General features: G+C 41.3%; 12 protein-coding genes and 1 pseudogene. 8 read left to right on the forward strand and 5 right to left on the reverse strand.

Going from position 1 to position 19,819, the window contains the following annotated elements:
• Positions 1-59: 59 nt before the first annotated feature.
• The 3 genes from WG989_RS03755 to WG989_RS03765 form a co-directional block, all read right to left on the reverse strand.
• Entirely contained in the window at positions 60-1,424 is a 1,365-nt protein-coding gene (locus WG989_RS03755; RefSeq protein ID WP_340427466.1) for a RagB/SusD family nutrient uptake outer membrane protein, read from the reverse strand.
• A 38-nt stretch (positions 1,425-1,462) separates the two neighbouring features.
• Positions 1,463-4,543: a SusC/RagA family TonB-linked outer membrane protein gene (locus WG989_RS03760; protein WP_340427468.1), complete on the reverse strand. Its 3,081-nt coding sequence runs from the start codon at positions 4,541-4,543 to the stop codon at positions 1,463-1,465.
• Between the two features lie 199 nt (positions 4,544-4,742).
• Positions 4,743-5,435 (reverse strand): zinc metallopeptidase, encoded by a 693-nt coding sequence (locus WG989_RS03765; RefSeq protein WP_340427469.1) that lies wholly within the window; start codon positions 5,433-5,435, stop codon positions 4,743-4,745.
• A 507-nt stretch (positions 5,436-5,942) separates the two neighbouring features.
• Between WG989_RS03765 and radA the strand changes: the two genes are divergently transcribed.
• The 7 genes and pseudogenes from radA (at position 5,943) to WG989_RS03800 (ending at position 14,312) form a co-directional block, all read left to right on the forward strand.
• Positions 5,943-7,337 carry a DNA repair protein RadA gene (radA, locus tag WG989_RS03770; RefSeq protein WP_340427470.1) on the forward strand — a complete coding sequence of 465 codons (1,395 nt, stop codon included), beginning with the start codon at positions 5,943-5,945 and terminating at the stop codon, positions 7,335-7,337.
• A 66-nt stretch (positions 7,338-7,403) separates the two neighbouring features.
• Positions 7,404-8,165, forward strand: coding sequence for a ComF family protein (locus WG989_RS03775; protein WP_340427472.1), 762 nt, complete (start codon positions 7,404-7,406; stop codon positions 8,163-8,165).
• 56 nt (positions 8,166-8,221) lie between these two features.
• Positions 8,222-9,613 (forward strand): beta-helix domain-containing protein, encoded by a 1,392-nt coding sequence (locus WG989_RS03780; protein ID WP_340427474.1) that lies wholly within the window; start codon positions 8,222-8,224, stop codon positions 9,611-9,613.
• A 94-nt stretch (positions 9,614-9,707) separates the two neighbouring features.
• Positions 9,708-10,253 (forward strand): glutathione peroxidase, encoded by a 546-nt coding sequence (locus tag WG989_RS03785; protein WP_340427475.1) that lies wholly within the window; start codon positions 9,708-9,710, stop codon positions 10,251-10,253.
• A gap of 78 nt (positions 10,254-10,331) precedes the next feature.
• A pseudogene (locus WG989_RS20950) lies at positions 10,332-10,982 on the forward strand (DNA polymerase III delta subunit-related protein); the annotation flags it as partial.
• Positions 10,983-11,928: 946 nt separating this feature from the next.
• The gene (locus WG989_RS03795; RefSeq protein WP_340427479.1) at positions 11,929-13,341 is read left to right on the forward strand and encodes a PSP1 domain-containing protein; all 1,413 of its coding nucleotides are present in this window, start codon (positions 11,929-11,931) and stop codon (positions 13,339-13,341) included.
• A gap of 143 nt (positions 13,342-13,484) precedes the next feature.
• A complete protein-coding gene (locus WG989_RS03800; RefSeq protein ID WP_340427480.1) occupies positions 13,485-14,312 on the forward strand; it encodes an alpha/beta fold hydrolase in 828 nt (275 codons plus the stop codon).
• 25 nt (positions 14,313-14,337) lie between these two features.
• On the opposite strand, the gene WG989_RS03805 is transcribed toward WG989_RS03800, so the two are convergent.
• Positions 14,338-14,841: a hypothetical protein gene (locus WG989_RS03805; RefSeq protein WP_340427482.1), complete on the reverse strand. Its 504-nt coding sequence runs from the start codon at positions 14,839-14,841 to the stop codon at positions 14,338-14,340.
• 17 nt (positions 14,842-14,858) lie between these two features.
• Entirely contained in the window at positions 14,859-17,795 is a 2,937-nt protein-coding gene (locus WG989_RS03810) for a serine hydrolase domain-containing protein (protein ID WP_340427483.1), read from the reverse strand.
• A gap of 33 nt (positions 17,796-17,828) precedes the next feature.
• On the opposite strand from WG989_RS03810, the gene mutL reads away from it, so the two are divergent.
• Positions 17,829-19,733 (forward strand): DNA mismatch repair endonuclease MutL, encoded by a 1,905-nt coding sequence (gene mutL, locus WG989_RS03815; RefSeq protein ID WP_340427484.1) that lies wholly within the window; start codon positions 17,829-17,831, stop codon positions 19,731-19,733.
• Positions 19,734-19,819 lie beyond the last annotated feature (86 nt).

Below are 19,819 nucleotides of genomic sequence, written 5' to 3' on the forward strand. Positions count from 1 at the left end.
CGTTAGCAAATAAAAAGGCCCTGAAGTTTCAGGGCCTTTGCTATTCAGAAGAAATACGATTAAAAATAACCTTCGTTTTGCGTAAGATTTTTGTTTACATCAATTTCACGCTGTGGAATAGGAAGTATTAATTTAGGAGAGTTCCAGGCAGTTCCTGACTGTGTGCCTCGTGTACGTTTAATATCATGGAGTCGTTGACCTTCAAACGCAAGTTCTAAATAACGCTCATTTAAAACTGCATTCAAATCAACTGTAACCAAATCAGCAAGATTCGATCTGTTGCGAATTGTGTTCACATCATTTAATGGTGTATCACCAATGTTGGTTCCTAACCGCAGGTTTGCCTCTGCTCTTGTTAGATACATTTCACCAAGACGTACAATACAAACATTGCCAAAACGATCCAGATGCTTACGGGTATAGTTATTACCACCAACAACTACAAAGTTTGCTAAGCGATCATCCCCTGCTTCATATTTTGCAAGATGAGCCGGGAAAATTTTGCAATCACTACGTCCAGCAGTACCAGCTCCTGCATTCGTTCCAAAAAAAGTATTCATGCCGTTTGCACCATCTTGCGCAGTAACCTTCATTGAAAAGATGTACTCAGCGGGGCTGTTACCTGCATTGTTAATGAACGTAAACCATAAGCTGGCAAAAGTTGTAGAGAGTGTTTGCCTGTTTGATGTGATGACACGATTCGCTGCGTCTCTTGCTTTTGCATAATCAGCCTGCATCAGAAAAACTCTTGAAAGGATAGCTGCAGCTGCATTTTTGGTTGCATAAATGCCATTGGTATTTGGCAGCAGCGATTCTGCTCTTTCAAGATCAGTAATTACTTTTTGATAAACATCGGCAACACTGCTTCTGCTGAGATAATCAGCATCAGTTATGGATGTAGTGGGTGTTAATACCAATGGAACTCCAAGATTGGTTGCATTGTTACCATCACCCCATGCTTTCGCAAACAGGTTTACAAGATCGAAATATAAAGAAGCTCTGATGAACAATGCTTCTCCTTCTACTCTGTTTTTTGTTGTTGCTGATGAAGTGATCTTATCAATTGCTGATAACACGTTGTTACAACGATTGATCGTATTATACGATTGATTCCAGATACCCAATGCGTAGGTATTATTTGCAGTCATTTCGAGCTTATAAGCATCCGACAATCCTGCAAACGTACCCGTAAAACGTATATCGGCCGAGTTACCCGTAAGCTCATTCATGAGATGGATGTCGCCGCCCCAGGCAGCGGTGCTTTGTAAGCCATCGTAGGCGCCAATGAGTGTTACAATTACATCCTTTTCCTGTAACAAAGCCTGATCTTGCCCGATGCTTTGCGTAGGAACTACATCGAGGCGCTTATTACATGCTGCCAGGGTAGTAGTTAGTAAACAAACACCAATTATATATTTTTTCATAAAATTCATTTTTGTTGTTTTCAATTCTTTAAATAATTCTAGAAGCCAACATTAATACCAAACATGATGGTTTTGGGTTGAGGTGGCGTGTAGAAATCGTTACCCTTAGCAATGTTCGAATCAAAGCTGTCAGCATTTACTTCAGGATCCCAATATGGATACTTCGTAAACGTGAACAGATTCAATGCTGAGGCATAAAGACGGATACGATCTACTTTATACTTACGAAGGAATTGAGTTGGCAAATTATAGCCGAGTGTAATTGTGCGTACACGTAAAAATGAACCATCAACAATATAACGGCTGCTTACCTGTGCTCCATTGTTAAAATAAAATCTTGCCTGTGGAATATCAGTAACATCTCCCGGTTTTGTCCATGCTCTTAACTGATCAACCGTTTGGTTATCCTCAAAACGGAAGCTGGCTGAAGAGTATCTACCCATACCATAAATGTTGATCTGGTTTCCAGCTACGCCATTCAAGAAAACAGACAAGTCGAATCCTTTATAAGAGAAATTGTTTGTGATCCCATAGATATAATCAGGGTTTGGATCACCTGCAACTATACGCTGCGCCTGGTTGTATTGACCCGGTGCGAGTTTTGTTTTATCTAAATCTCCATTTGACCCAACTGTATTTTTATAAAATTGCGCATCTCCGTTTGCAGGATTAACACCCGCCCACTCAACAGTATAAAAAACACCTACCGGTTGTCCTTCCATTACACGATTCATTGAAGAGATTCCGCCTTCAATTACCTGACCGAGGATATCCACTACACGTCCTTTGTTAAATGCAATATTAAAGCTTGTACTCCACTTGAATTTGCCAACCAGATTTTGTGTATTCAGTACAAATTCAAATCCTTTATTTTCTAATGTACCCACATTTTTAGTTTGAGTTGTAAAGCCCGACGTAGAAGGGATATTTACATTCAGTAACAATCCGGTTGTTTTTTTATAATAGTAGTCGATCTCACCACTTATGCGGTTATCGAAAAGACCAAAATCGATCCCAACATCTGTTTGTGTTGTTGTTTCCCATCTCAGATCAGGATTTGCAATTTGTGATGGTCGCTGACCTGCAGCACCTGCATAACCTGCATCACCTGAAAACAGGCCAAGCTGCGGGAAGTTGCCAATTTCAGCATTTCCAACCTGACCCAAACTTGCTCTGAGTTTAAGGAAGCTGATAAATTTAATTGAACTGATAAATTTCTCTTCAGACATTACCCAGCCAATTGAACCGGCAGGAAAATATCCGTAACGTGAATTTTTACCAAAACGTGAAGAACCATCACGACGAATGCTGAATGTTGCAAGATACCTGTCGTTGAATTTATAGTTTGCACGCAAGAAATAAGATAAGAAACGATAGTCTGACTGACTTGAACTACCGCCGGATTTCGTTGCAGCACTTGCAATTTTTTGATACGAGTCAGATGGGAAATCTAAGCCCTCAATAAAATTATACTTAGAACTGGATTGTTGATATTGCATACCCAGCGTTGCATCGATTGAATGTTTACCAAATTCCTTTACATAATTGAAATAGTTGTTGGTATTATAATTCAGAACAAATGCAGCACGATTGCTTCCCACACCATTAGTAGCACGGGTTTGGTTACGAATCGTTTGTGACTGAAAATATCCTTCTTCGTTCTGACTTAATAAGTCAACACCAAACTCTGATTGGAAACTTAGATCAGGTGTAAATTTAATGGTTGCATAGGCATTGCTGAAATTACGAAACACCTCTTGTGTATACTTTGCATAATCAACAGTAATGCGGGGGTTATAATACAATCCTACATTCACATCACCTGGAGGTGTGCCTGATGGGAGTCCAGTATTAGGATCGGTAAATGGAGACATTGGCAACAATGCAGACGACTGTAATGGGTTTGAAAACGCATTATCATCCGGCAACCTGCGGTTCAATGTTCTTGCCAAGCTCATATTAAATCCTAGGTTTAACCAATTGCTGGCTTTATGATCCAAATTGATACGTCCGGTAACTCTGTCAAGATTATTTCCTACAACGATTCCCGTTTGGTTTAACAGTTGTAATGAAGCATAAAATTTAGTTTTATCATTACCGCCATTAATTTGAATATCGCCTTGGCGATACAGGCCCTGCTGAAAGGCCTGATCTTGCCAATCATATGTTTTCGTTTTGTCTGTGTCCCATTGGCCATAACTATGATACGACATCAGATCCGTTAAGTAGCGTGTATCGCTGGAAGGAGAAGTAGTAGGGGTTCCGTAAAAATTATCTGAATATTGCGTTGCCTGGTATCCCAGTTGGGCATATTGTTCAGCATTCAAAAACTTCACTCTTCTTGTTTCTCTTGAAAAACCGGATTGAAAATTTACACTCACATTGGTTTTTCCTGCCTTACCACGTTTTGTTGTGATCAAGACCACACCGTTTGCAGCACGTGAACCATAAATGGCTCCGGCAGATGCATCCTTCAAAACCTCCACAGATTCAATATCGTTTGGATTTAAATCGGTAAGCGGGTTCATGTCTCCGCCATACGAACTTTGATCATCGGTTGTAATGGGTACTCCATCCACAACGTAAAGAGGTTGACTATTTGCACTGATAGATGAATTACCACGGATGCGGACAGTAACTGATTGACCTAATTTACCTGACTGGCTGTTTACAAACACACCAGCTGCTTTTCCTTGCAAAGCAGCATCTACGCTGGGTAAAGGCATATTTTCAATATCCTTTCCTTTTACACGGGCAATGTTACCGGTTAATTCACGCTTGATCTGTGAACCATAACCGGTAATAACAACTTCGTTTAAGGTTTTTGATTCGCCCTGTGTCATGGAAACCGACAGAGAGCCAGTACCGATCGTTACTTCAATATCACTATAGCCTATTGAAGAAAAAATAAGTTTTTTAGTTGCTGAAGAAACTTTTACCGAGAATTCGCCTGTAGGAGATGTTATTCCAACAGATCTGCCATTAGCTGTAATCGTGGCTCCGGATACAGGCGTACCGTCTTTGCCATCAATCACCTTTCCTGATACTTCTTTGGTTTGTGCCCAAACCTGCGTTAACGACAATAGGAAGACTATTGTCAATCCAATCAATTTTCTCATGTGATAGTTAGTTTTGGTTTTCGAAAATAAGGAAAAAGATTTAACATTTCCTTGTCACCTCAACCAGACAAGTAAAATTCAGAGACTGCTGCTTCGGTCAAAATTAGTTTTATGATGAAAAAACATATTTGATCAAAATACAAAAACTCAAAGCAATTGCTTTGAGTTTTTGTATTTATTTTAAACATTAAATTTATTTTTAATTTCTTCGACTCATATAGATCAAAATGTACTGTACTAATGTAACTATTGAAGCAATGGCGGCTACTACATAGGTTGTGGCGGCCCATTTTAAAGCGTCTTTTGCACCGGGGTGCTCCTCTGGACTTGTTGCATTGGTACGCTCCAACCAAGCCAATGCCCGGTTGCTGGCATCAAACTCAACCGGAAGTGTGATCAGCGAAAAAACGGTTGTTGCTGCGAATAACAGAATACCCACCAGCAAAATTGTGGGGTTGCCACCGCCGAAACCAAGGATACCCACCCCAATTGCCAAGATCCACTGCGAAAGAGTAGTGCTCACCTGTACAACAGGAACCAACCTAGACCGGAGCATAAGCCACTGATAAGCCGTTGCATGCTGTACAGCATGGCCAACCTCATGAGCTGAAACAGCAGCCGCAGCAATTGACCGTCCGTTGAACACATCCGGGCTGAGGTTTACCGTTTTATTGGTTGGGTTATAATGATCGCTCAGGTAGCCGTCGACAGACACAACCTGCACGTCGTAAATGCCGTTTTCCCGGAGCATTTTTTCAGCTACTTCTTTGCCGCTTAAGCCGCTGGATAAAGGCTGCTGACTGTAGTGTTTGAACTTCGATTTTAACCGCATTTGTACCAAAAAACCGATGCCCATAAAGAGCAGGGAAATAATAAGAATTCCAGGTGTCATAATTATTTATTTGTTAGCAAAGGTCACATCAAATTGGTTTCCAAAATTTATTTTTTGCCAAATTTCCGCCAATTAAAAAAAGCCTAAGTCGTTTTGGCAGAACCAGTTACGTCTAATGGTTGCCGTAAGAAAACAGAAGAGTGAAATAAAAAACAAACCAAATCACAACTTGTTGAAATTCAGCTGATTGAAAGCATTTCTAGTGTCCGTGTTAGGGGCATATTCAATAAGCACATGTCCACTTAATTTATGCACATCGTCCAAAAATAATTTTGTAATGTGGCAGCAATTTGTAATTTAGCAACAGAATTTAATGGGTTAGTAAGTACAAAGGGTTGGAAGAAATTCCAGCCCTTTTACTTTTCAGGAACCACTGATTTTTACTGCATTCATTTCTCATTTTTCTTCACGTTTTATTTTTCATTTTCAACTACCGCATTGATTGAAATAATTTTTGCAGCATTAATTTTTTTTGATGGACTTTTATGCGCTTGAGCAAATCAATATATGAGTAAAATCAAAACATCTTTTTTTTGTCAGAATTGCGGTTACGAATCTGCGAAGTGGTTAGGTAAATGTCCATCGTGTAATGAATGGAATACGTTTGCTGAAGAACTTGTAACGAAAGAAAAAAACAATCCTCAAAAACAAAGCTGGAAGGAATCTGCTGGTAACGGCGAAATGAAAACCATTTCGTTGAGCGATGTAAAAAGCAGCGAAGAAAAAAGAATCGTTACACAGGATAGTGAATTGAATCGTGTGTTGGGTGGTGGTATTGTGCCGGGAAGTATTGTATTGATTGCAGGTGAACCGGGTATTGGAAAGTCAACCTTGTTTTTACAAATCGGTTTGCATTTAAAAAATGTAACCACGTTGTATGTAAGTGGTGAAGAAAGTGAACAGCAAATTAAAATGCGGGCCGATCGTTTGCAGATGAGTAACGAAGATTTTTATCTACTCACCGAAACATCTACACAAACAATTTTCCAGGAAATAAAAAAACTAAAACCGCAACTCGTTATCATCGATTCGATCCAGACATTACAAACACCGTACATTGAAAGCGGACCGGGAAGCATTTCACAAATACGTGAAACAGCAGCAGAGTTGCAACGTTTTGCAAAAGAAACAAACACACCTGTTTTTCTGATTGGTCATATAACAAAAGACGGAACCATAGCAGGACCAAAAATCCTGGAACACATGGTGGACACGGTTTTGCAGTTCGAAGGCGATCGTCATTATGCATACAGAATTTTGCGAACCATGAAGAATCGTTTTGGTTCAACATCTGAATTAGGCATTTATGAAATGAGTGATACAGGTATGCGACCTGTACTAAATCCAAGTGAAATTCTGATCACACAAAAAGAAGATCAACTGAGTGGCATTGCCATTGCAGCTACCATGGAAGGTATGCGTCCGTTGTTACTCGAAGTACAGGCATTGGTAACACAAAGTGTATACGGAACACCACAACGAACTGTTACAGGTTTTGATCTGCGACGTTTGCAATTGTTATTAGCAGTGTTGGAAAAACGTGGTGGCTTCCATTTTGGAATGAAGGATGTATTTCTAAATATTGCTGGTGGAATAAAAGTTGAAGATCCATCCATTGACCTCGCTGTACTTTGTGCGTTGTTATCGAGTTATGAAGATGTACCGCTCAATCCACATATTTGTTTTGCAGGCGAAGTAGGCTTAAGTGGAGAGATCCGTGCAGTGAACAGAATTGACCAACGCATTGCCGAAGCTGAAAAATTAGGCTTTGAAAAAATCATCATCAGTCGTTACAATCTTGGTCACAGAAAAGAAACAGATAAGAAGATGATGCAGAAATACAATATTGAAATTATTACGATGGGGAAAGTAGAAGAACTGTATCAATATTTATTTCAATAACACTGCAGAAAAAACGTAACTACACTTGTTATTATAAGTAAGATGCTTGATGCATCATGTAATTGTATGGTTGATCAAAATGCAGCCATTGCATTTTTTATATTCGTTCCGTATCTTACTTTTATGATTAACACCCGCAAATTACTCAACGATTTTGCACATCTTTTTTACCCCCATACCTGTGCCGGATGCGGCAGCGATTTGCTGGAACAGGACCAGTCCATCTGCCTCCATTGCTACAGTATTTTGCCCGAAACGGGCTTTTTTGGCCTTCCCGGCAACCCCATCGAAAAAATATTTTATGGGCGGTTACCTGTTAAAAAGGCAGCCACCGGATACTACTTTTCGAAAAGCTCGGTGCTCCAGCGGCTCACCCATCAGCTGAAATACAGCGGAAACCGGGAAGTTGGTCGCCAACTCGGCCGTTGGATGGGGCTGCAACTGCAAAACAGCGGTCGATTTACCGATGTTGAGGCACTGGTACCTTTGCCGCTTTTTCCCGAAAAGGAAAAAAAGCGGGGGTATAACCAGGCTACCTTATTATGTGAGGGCATTGCTGACATCTGCAACCTGCCCGTATTGAACGATGCCGTTCGCCGGAAACGCTACACCGATACCCAAACAAAAAAGGGCAGAACCGAACGCTTGAAAAATGTAGAAGGTAGTTTTGAATTAGGCGATGCTCAACTGATGAAGCAGAAACATGTGTTGCTGGTAGATGATGTTATTACAACCGGCGCCACGCTGGAAGCTTGTGGCTTCGCCATCACGCAAGCTGAAAATACAGAACTCAGCATTGCCACACTTGCCTGGTCGAGTAACGAATAAAGTTTAACAGCTATAAAAACAAACGATTCCGATCTTCATTCCTATTTTTACAACTTGTGAGAACCTATTTACCCATACTGCTGATCCTTGCCCTTATGTTTGCTGGCTCCTGCCGCAAAGACAATTTACTTACCAGCAAAGAAGCCCGACTTTCAATTGATGCCGACAGTTTAAAATTTGACACGGTGTTTACCACAGCCGGATCGGTCACTCAATTCTTTCTGATTAAGAACGATAACAAACAAAAGATCAACATCAATAATCTGCAGCTGATGGGTGGCAGCAGTTCTGCCTTTAAAATAAATGTAGATGGAAGTCAGGGTACACAGTTCAACGGTATTGAAATAGCTGCCAACGACAGTATTTATGTTTTTGTTCGGGTAAACGTAAATCCCAATGCCGATAACCAACCATTTATTCTACGAGACAGTATTAAAATTGAATGGAACGGCAATACTTCATTCAAACAACTTGAAGCGTGGGGACAAAATGCAAACTATATCCGCAGTACAATTTTTCAGGGCAACATTAATTGGGCAAACGATAAGCCATACGTGATACTTGGTGGAATGATCGTGGATACCAATGCTGTACTTACGATTCAACAAGGAACAAGAATTCATTTGAATGCCGATGCTCCGTTTATTGTTGATGGTACGTTGATCGTAAACGGAACAAAAACAGACAGTGTGGTATTTAGAAGCAATCGTCTGGATATACCATATAATGAGTACCCCGGCGCATGGCCCGGTATTTATTTCCGTGGCAGCAGCATCAACAATCGATTAACATACACATATATAAGGAACGCTTACCAGGGAATTGTTGTTGAACGTCCTGCTACCAATGCAAACCCGAAACTGATCCTCAATAATTGTGTGCTTGATAATATTTATGATATTGGCTTGTTTGCGGTGAACACAAGTATTGTTGCCAACAACTGTCTCATCAGTAATTGCGGAAGTAATGTTGCATTAATTTATGGTGGCAATTATCAATTCAACCATTGCACCATCGTAACCGCTTCCAGTTCGTTTATTGAACATAAGAACCCCGTACTTACTGCAACCAACTTTGTAAAGCAAAACAATCAGGTATTCACTTCGCCATTAACTGCAAGCTTTACCAATAGTATTGTTTGGGGCGATGAAGGTTTTGTAGAAAATGAAATTGTGGTACAGAAGGAAGGAAATGATGCTGCTACGCTTATATTGAACAATGTGTTGTACCGTGCCAAAACCGATCCATCCAACACAACATTTAACAACGTGATCAAAAACAACATTCCACAGTTTGATAGCGTTGATGTTGTTCGACGTATTTATAATTTCCGGCTGAAAGACGGCTCTCCTGCCATTAATAAAGGAATCGTTACTTCATTGGTTACCGACTTTGACGGGTTGCCCCGGGTTGGACTTCCCGACCTTGGCTGTTACGAAAAGCAGTAAAAAAGGACGAACGGGCAACGTTCCTGATCAGTTTTGCATCATCTTTGAACAGAATTACAAGTTTCCTGTTATTCATCTTAAACAACTCAATTTTATGATACGTCTTATTCTTGCCCTTGTGGTTTTTGTTTCGTTTGCTTTTACCGTGAATGATAAAGCAGTTACTGCACCTCCTACTGTTTACAACTTTAAGGTTGAAGATATTGATGGTAAAACAATTGACTTTTCGAAGTACAAAGGAAAAAAGATATTGATTGTCAATACTGCTTCGAAGTGTGGTTACACCAAACAATACGAAGACCTGGAGAAATTGTACCAGCAGTACAAAAACAAATTGGTGATCATTGGCTTCCCTGCAAATAATTTCGGCGGACAAGAACCCGGCAGTAACGCTGAGATCAAAGAATTTTGTACAGGCACATTCAATGTAACATTCCCGATGGCTGCCAAGATCAGTGTAAAGGGTGATGATATGCATCCGTTGTACCAGTGGCTAACCAGTAAAGACAAAAATGGTGTGCTGGATGCAGAAGTGAAATGGAATTTCAACAAATTTTTATTGAACGAAAAAGGTGAACTGGTTGCTTACTTTCCAAGTAAAGTGACGCCGTTGAGTGAAGAGATCACAAGTAAGTTGTAACAAATTTCAAAGTAAATAAGAAAAGCAGAAGTGAATTACTTCTGCTTTTTGCTTTTCATCAAATCCTATCTTCGCCGCATGCAATTCAGCCACATCATCGGGCAGCAACATGTGATTCAGCAACTGCAGGAAATGGTCGATCATAATCGCCTCAGCCATGCATTGCTCTTCATTGGTAAGGAAGGAAGCGGTGCATTACCACTTGCACTTGCCTTCAGCTCCTATGTGGTTTCGCAAAGCGAAAAAAACAAGCCCGTTGCTGTAACCGCAGGGTTGTTTGGCGATGAACCAGTGGCAGCACCTGTAAGTCATGGTGCAGAGTTGGCAGAACAATACATCCATCCAGATATACATTACAGTTATCCCGTTATTCCACGAAAGAGTGGCGATAAACCTGTAAGCACTGATTATATTACCGAGTGGCGGGAGTTCATCAAACAATATCCTTACGGCAATGTGTACGACTGGCTGCAGTTTATTGGTGCAGAAAACAAACAGGGAAATATCACGGCCGCCGAATGTGCTGACATTATCCGCAAACTCAGTTTAAAAAGTTTCGAAAGCGAATACAAAATTCTGTTGTTGTGGATGCCCGAATATCTCGGCAACGAAGGCAACAAATTATTGAAACTGATCGAAGAGCCACCGGCCAACACCTTATTTATATTAGTAGCTGAAAATGAAAGTCTGGTGTTACCTACCATTCTAAGTCGTTGCCAAACGGTTCGCATACCGCCGATTGACTTGAAAGATACGGCGACCGCATTAGTGGAACGTGCCAAACTCACCGAAGAACAGGCAATGCAAATTGCCGGTGTAAGCGAAGGCAACTACCGGGAAGCACTTCAACTGATTCAACATGCGGAGGAAGATTGGCAATCGCTGTTACGGGAATGGCTCAACGCAGTTCTAAAAAGCGGACCTATTGCACAGGTAAAATGGGTTGACACCATCAGCCAGTTGGGCCGTGAAAAGCAAAAGCAATTCCTCCGCTACTTTACGCATTTGCTGGAGCAAAGCATCCGACTGCGCACCATGGGCGAAGAACATTTACCGCTCACCGGCGCAGAAAAAGATTTCGCCATCCGCCTCAACAAACTTTGCGATGTAAGTCAGCAACAGGCTATTACCCAGGAACTCGATCGTGCTGCCTACCATATTGAACGGAACGCCAACGCTAAGATGCTGTTTCTGGCGCTCACCATTAAACTCTACCATATTATTGCCAATCATTCGGTGATTGAGGTAGGCTAATTTTTTTCATTCCTAGGTACGAGGAATCTGCCGCTCATTCGTATTTCTTCCCGGCAGATCTCTCCTTCGTCGAGATGACAGGGAAAGCAATCAACTCCTGCACAACTGTTAGCTTTGCATATAAATCCCTATTTTTGATGAATTGACCTGTGGTAAAGGATTTGAGCGGAGAAAAGGTCAACCTGTAAAGAAGGATTTTGTGAGTAAGCTTTTGAATTACTGATCGTCTTTTGTTGCGTCGCACTCTTGTACTACATTGCCCATATCGGCAACGTATTTCAACATATCTACTGAATTTCAGGCTTTCCCAGCTGCATAGCGAACAAAGCGTACAAGTGAGTGACACAACCAAAGCCCCTAGCCATTCTTCCGCTTGCCATATCCTCTTGTCTTATTTTTTAACGATTAATTTCTCATTATAATGAGTTGTACAAGTTGTAGTACGGGTAAACCGGGCGGTTGTAAAAGCAACGGTGGCTGCAGCACAGGTGGCTGTAACCGGCTGAATGTGCATGACTGGCTGGCGAACCTGCCGTTTAGTGACCCTGATAGTGATTGCCGGATTGTGGAAGTAACGTTTAATAACGGTAGCCGGAAAGAATTTTACCGCAATAATACCTTGCAGAGTTTTACCAAAGGCGACATGGTGGCCGTGGAAGGTGTAAGTGGTTTTGATGTAGGCATGGTGAACATCAGCGGAGAGTTGGTGCGTTTGCAGATGAAGAAAAAAGGCGTGAAGGAAGATAATCCCGACCATAAAAAGATCATGCGCCGGGCCAACGACATGGATCTGCAAAAATGGAGTGAAAGCAAGGAACGTGAAAAACCAACGCAGGTTCGTGCAAGGGCGATCATTATTCAGTTGAACCTGGATATGAAACTGATTGAAGTGGAATTCCAGGCCGATGGACGAAAAGCTACTTTTTATTATACTGCTGACGATCGTGTGGATTTTCGTGAACTGATCAAGATCTACGCCAGCGAGTTTAAGATAAAAGTGGAAATGAAGCAGATCGGTATTCGCCAGGAAGCTGCCAAGATCGGCGGCATCGGCAGTTGCGGTCGTGAGCTTTGTTGCAGCAGTTGGTTGAGCGATTTCAAAAGCGTAACCACTACTATTGCCCGTTATCAAAACCTCACCATTAATCAAACAAAACTCAGCGGACAATGTGGACGTTTGAAATGTTGTTTGAATTATGAATTGGATACATACCTCGATGCGTTGCAGCATTTCCCCAACAATGCCGAAACATTGGAGCTGAGTCGTGGTACTGCACAACTCATCAAGAAAGATATTTTCAAAAACCTGATGTGGTACATTCTGCCGGGGAGTAACCAACAATATCCTGTTCCCATTGAAAGGGTAAAAGAAATCAGGTTGATGAATGTAAAGGGGCAACGTCCTGATGAATTAGGTGCCATTGAACTTTCACCTGCAAAAGCTGAAGAGAAAGAACATGCACATGTGGAATTGGTTGGACAGATCAGTTTGAAAACCTTGGAGCGTGACAGCCGCCGGAGAAAAGACAAAGCACAAGGGCAGCAACGTCAGCAACAGCAACGTCAAGGTGGACAGCAAGGTCAACAACAACCTCAACAAAGAAGACCGCAACAAAACAGGCCGCAGCAAGGACAAGGTGGTGGTCAACCAAATAAACAAGGAGGACAACAACGTCCGCCACAAAAGCAACAACAGCAGCGACCACCGCAGCAGCAACGTGGCCCTCAACAGCAACGTCCGCCACAGCAGCAGAACAAGCCGCAACAACCACAACAAAACCGGCCACAGATCGAAAAGAAAAAAGATCAACCGCCACAAAATGATAATGCATAAAAACAAAACCCCGACGAGAGTTGGGGTTTTTCATTTGAATTTGTGCTTAACAATTTTTGCAGCTCACGTGTTTTTAACGAAGTTCAACAATCAACATTTCATAACTTACTTTGAATATGCCACGCTGGATGAAACGCTCCTTTATGATTCTCGGAATAATTTTACTGCTCTGGCTCATCATGGCACAAAGCTGTATGAAGATGCGCATCAGCGACAGTAAAGCCAAGGAACAGTTTTTACAAGCAGGTATTGAATTACAAACACCTGTAAAAATGATCAACGGGTTTCCGTTGCATTATGCAAAAACCGGAAGTGATACATTACCTACTTTATTATTTGTACATGGAACACCCGGCAGTTGGGATGCCTTTGAAAATTATCTGAAGAATAAAGATCTGCTGCAACACTTCCGCATCATTTCCATTGATCGTCCTGGATTTGGTTATAGCGATTTTGGTAATGCGATGAATCTATCTGCACAAACAGAGATCATTGCAGCATGGATGGATTCGATCAATAACAACAAACCATTTATTATTATTGGTCATAGTTTGGGTGGACCAATGACAGTTAAACTTGCTGCTGCCCGGCCTGCTTATGCAAAAGCATTGGTGATACTGGCCGGCTCGCAAGATCCAGCCGCAGAGAAACCGGAAAAGTGGCGACCTGTGTTATTCAAAACACCATTGAATTATTTAGTGCCCGGTGCCTTGCGCCCCAGCAATGAAGAGTTATGGTATTTGAAAAAAGATCTGGTTGATATGAAACCGGACTATGAAAAAGTTACTTGTCCTGTTTATATACTACACGGTACAAAAGATATGTTGGTGCCTTACAGCAATGTAGCTTACACGCAAGAAATGCTCACAAAAACAGATTCGATTTTCGTAACAACCTTCGAAAAAGAAAATCATTTTATTGTGTGGACGAGAGAGAAAGAGATTGTGGAGTTATTGATGAAATTGAAGTGATAAAGAACCTCAATGCTGCTATCAATTAGTTACTTAAAATAGAGAAATATCTCTTAAACCTATCACTGATACTCTTGGAAACTCCTCTGGCAATATAAATAACAACACCATTGAAAAACACCATGAAAAATAAAAAACCTACTAACAACTCTTCACTCCAACCTTCAACAATTAAATGATACAGGTTTTTTATACCAATAAAACTTGAGGTCAGAAATAGCAAGAAAAAGATGATATTCGGTCGAACAGATACTATAAGCTTTGTTTGTTCAACTGACGACTCAGAGACTTCGCCTTTTAGATAAGACAATTCAGTTTCAAACCCTCTTATAAAACTCAATGACCATTTAGGTGTTAACACAAACTCATTCGGGTGGTCTGTAAATCTCCCTGTAAGATTCACTCTTGTATAAAATCCTTTTGAACCTTCTATCAACGATTGCAATTGCTCAACAAACTGTTCTTCAGAATAGGTTAATATGTACACAGACTTTGTTCCGAAAAATGTTTGTGCAAAAAAGCGAATCATGTATTGTTATTTGATCTTTACTGACTCAACAATATTTTATACAACGCATCCTGTATTTTCCCTCTTACATTCATCGTCAGCAATTTTGTATTGGTACCACCTTCTGGATGTACACGATTACTTAAGAAAATATACACGATCTTATTTTCGGGATCGGCCCACACACCGGTGCCGGTGTAACCTGTATGTCCGAATGTTGATGGCGATACACTCACTGCCGGATAAGGATCTTTCCGTGTAAGATTATCTTTCTCCGGTTTATCAAAGCCCAATCCTCTTCTGCTGGTTTCACTTCCGTAGGCAATAAATTTTTGCACGGTTTCCGGTTTGAAGAATGTTTGATTGCCAATGGCTCCTCCGTTGTTCAACATCTGTAACAACACAGCCAGTTCATATGCCGTGCTGAACAAACCTGCATGGCCCGCAATACCACCAAACATGGCTGCACCGGGATCGTGTACATCACCCCGTAACAATTGCCGGCGGAACATTGCCTCCCGTTCTGTTGGTACAATCCGATTGACAGGTAAATGTTGCAATGGTAAAAATCCAGACGATTCTAAATGAAGCGGCTCGTAAAATGCTTTGCGTACATATTCATCTAAGCTCATGCCTGTGATCTGTTCAATTACTTTCCCAAGGAAAATAAAATCATTATCGCTGTACACATATTTTCCAAACGGACCCACTTCACTTTGCAGAATGCGTTGATACATCGTATCACGCCAGTCGTTCCGCATAAAAAAATTATCCGCTACACGTATGTTGAATTCATCGGACGGGCCTGTTGCATACAATTGTTCAAACGGTACACCTGAATTGGTGTCCATTGTTTCCCGAAAAAAAGGAATGAATGATTTTAATCCTGCCTGGTGCAGCAGAATATCTTCAATCAACAGGTCCTGTTTATTGGTCCCGTTTACCCAAGGGATATAATCGCCCAGCCGTTTCTTAAGATCGATCTTTCCTTCTTCGTACAGCTTCATCACCGAAATAGTCGTTGCACAAATCTTTGTGACCGATGCCATATCAAACACCGACTCCAATGTCATTGGTTCTGTTTGCTCATAGGTGTAATAACCATATGCTTTTTCAAAAACGATCTTGCCATCTTTAACAGCCATTACCACCATACCAGGCGCTGCCTTTTTCTCAATAGCATCGGCAGCAATCGAATCAACCACTGCAAATTTTGTTTCATCGATCAATGCACGTTGGAGATTACCGGTGTTGGGCATTACATATTCCAGTCCCGTACCATACCGTAAGTTTTCACAAACGGTAACAGGCAGTTTGCCGTTGGCCTGTTGCTTTCCTGTTAGTACATCAAAAGCTGTTGTTTGTGTATAGCTGTCGTCTTCATAACACACAATAGCATTTTTTACATCACAAAAATTCTTCAACGCATATGGATTACCGAACAAGAGCAAAGCCGATTGTGGTAATGCTAATAACTTATTTGCTAGTTGTATGGCAGGAATACTGATACCGAAATTATTCTGCGGACGTCGACTGTAACCATGCATACCAACTACTACATGCGTATAATTATTTTTGATCAATTCTACTAAAGATAAAATCCGTCCTGCATCACTTTTATTGGAAAAGAAAAAGATATCTGCTTTCAGTTCATCGCTCATTTTTTGCGTAATCACATTCGCTGTTGTTGTACCAATGGCGATGTAAGCAATTTTATGTTCCGTTTTTTTTGCCCGATCCATAAAGGACAGCGCAGCAGCAGAAAGTGGCAATAAGGAATTATCGTTTTTAAGAAGTGTAGTTGTTTGTGCCGCTATTTTTTTACGGAATACATCTGCTTTTTCGTTGAGATCATTTGTGAGGTTGTTCGTATCAATCGGTTGCAGCTCCGCAAGTCCGTATAAATATTTCGCCATCAGCATACGGTGTACACGACTGTTGAGATCGTCCCACGTGAGTTTTTTCTTCTTAATCGCTTTTTTAATTTTTGCAATCGAGGCAGGTACATCGCCCGGTAAACAAAGCAGATCGTTTCCGGCAATCAACGATTGTACACTTGCTTCACCATCCGGGAAAAATTTCTTGACGCCTTGCATTTCCAACGCATCGGTGAACGTGATGCCTTTGTACTGCAACTCTTCACGTAACAGTTTTGTGACATTATTGTACGATAAAGAAGTTGCAAGATTTTTTGTATTATCTATAGCAGGAATATATAAATGTCCGATCATTACACTTCCAACACCTGCTTCAAATAGTTCACGGAACGGATATAATTCCAATGAATCAAGTTGTGGTTTTGTTTTATTGATGATGGGCAAATCATAATGACTGTCTGTTTCGGTATCACCATGCCCGGGAAAATGTTTAGCACAAGCCATTACGCCCACATCCTGCATTCCTTTCATTACCTGTACACCAAACAAGGCAACTTTGTAACGGTCTTCACCAAAAGAGCGATCGTTGATCACCGGATTGTTGGGATTATTATTTACATCCACCACCGGTGCAAAGTTTACCTGGATGCCCATGCGCTTGCATTGCTCACCCAATATCTTTCCATATTCATAAGCCAGCGCTCCATCCGGCGCAGCGCCCAACATCAATTGGCGTGGCAACGATACAACACTATCTAAACGCATACCCAAACCCCACTCGCCATCAATCGTGATCATTAATGGTGTTTGTGCAATGCTTTGATAGTAGTTCGTAAGATTTGCCTGGCGTACCGGACCTCCCTGAAAAAAACAAAGTCCGCCTATATTGTATTTTTGAATTTGCTCGGTTACCTGTTTCACATGTGCAGGCCCGAGGTTACTGTGTGCCCGTACAATCATGAGCTGGGCAATTTTCTGATCGTTCGTCAATGTTTGTAACACACTATCGGCCCAGCGTTTGGCCAGTTCCTGTTTTGATTGAGCGTAGGATGAAAATGAAAAGATAAAAACGGCAAGTGTAAGGGTTAATTTCTTCATGTAAGTTTCTTCAGTTCGAAAGATTTAAAGGTAATGAATTATCCTTCGACGGTTGGGTTAAGAGACGTATTTTTGCCGTTTCTAAAAGGAGGAGAGTACGTGCCGGATATCATTCAATTATTGCCCGATCATATTGCTAACCAGATTGCTGCCGGTGAGGTAATTCAACGCCCTGCCAGTGCAGTGAAGGAATTATTGGAAAATGCAGTAGATGCAGGTGCAACAGAAATTGAACTGATCATTAATGATGCGGGCAAACAATTGATCCAGGTAATTGATAATGGCGGTGGCATGAGCGAAACCGATGCACGGATGGCGTTTGAACGCCACGCTACTTCCAAGATCAGAGAAATTGAAGATCTCTTTCGTATTAAAACCATGGGCTTTCGTGGCGAAGCATTGGCTTCCATTGCTGCTGTTGCACAGGTGGAAGTAAAAACAAAACGTGCAGACGATAGTGCGGGCACATTCATTGAAATTGAAAACAGCATTGTGAAACGACAGGAGCCTGTTGCAATGAAAAACGGCACCAGCATTGCCATGAAGAATTTATTCTTCAATGTTCCTGCACGAAGAAACTTCTTAAAAAGCAATGCAGCAGAGATGCGTCACATTGTGGATGAGTTCATTCGTGTGAGCATGGCGTATCCGGAGATTTTCTTTTCACTTTCAGCGAATGGCCAACAGATGTTCCACCTCGATAAAGGAACATTGAAACAACGCATTGTACAATTACTCGGCAATCAATATAATTCGAAATTAGTATCGGTTGAAGAACAGACCGACTACATGAACATTTTTGGTTTTATCGGCAAACCTGAAACGGCAAAGAAAACAAGAGGCGATCAATACTTTTTTGTAAACAAGCGTTTCATTAAAAGCGCTTATCTCAATCATGCAGTAGCCGGTGCGTTTCAGGAAATGATCGCTACCGATAGTTTCCCGGCGTATGTGTTGTTTATTGACCTGGATCCTGCACAGGTGGACATCAACGTTCATCCCACCAAACAGGAAATTAAATTTGAAGATGAAAAGATCGTGTATGCATTTGTACAATCAGCAGTGAAGCATGCATTGGCACAGTTCAGCATAACACCTACATTAGATTTTGATCTCGATCCTGCGATTCAACGCCTTGATGCGGTAAGCAAACCATTTACCAGCGAACAAAAATCACAGGCATCCTCCTCTTCCTTGTACAATACGTTCACACAAAAACATGCGGCACATAAAATTGATCCGCAGCAGAAAAGTGAGTTGAAACACTGGAGGGATTTTTATGAACCGGTGAGCAAGTCGACAGTCGATAGTCCACAGTCCACAGTTGGTGCGACTGATTTTTCGTTACTCAACAATCAGCAGAAGCTGGTGCCTGATCAGGAGTTTACACAGTTACATCAAACCTATATTGTTGCTTCAACAACAAAAGGTATAATGCTCATTCATCAGCAGAATGCACATGAACGTGTATTGTATGAACGCTATTTAGCTGCTGCCGATGGAAAAGCCATTGCTACACAACGCAGCTTGTTTCCATCAACATTGCAACTCTCACCACAGGATGCAGTGTTGTTACAGGAACTCAGCGATGATCTGCAACTACTCGGCTATCACATTGAGCCGTTTGGAAAAGATACATTTGTGATACAGGGCACGCCTGCTGATGTAGATCAGGGGAATGAAAGTATGGCCATTGAATTATTGCTGGAACAATTCAAACATTACACAAGTGATCTCAAATTTTCCAAACGTGAAAAACTGATTCGCTCTTTAGCAAAACAGCACAGCATCAAAGCCGGTAAATCACTTGCGCAAAAAGAAATGAAACAGCTGGTAGAAGATCTTTTTAACTGTGCACAACCAAATGCTACCTCCAATGGCTTTCCTGTTTATATGGAATTGAAGAAAGAAGAGTTGGAAAAAATGTTTGGAAGGTAATTCTAAAGCTGCGTGGCAGCTTCCCGATTATAGAAAGAATTATTATTGACATGCCGACTCCGTAGGAGTCACCCGTATTTACAGAA

Origin of the sequence: Lacibacter sp. H407 (genome assembly GCF_037892605.1) — a bacterium.
GTDB lineage: Bacteria > Bacteroidota > Bacteroidia > Chitinophagales > Chitinophagaceae > Lacibacter.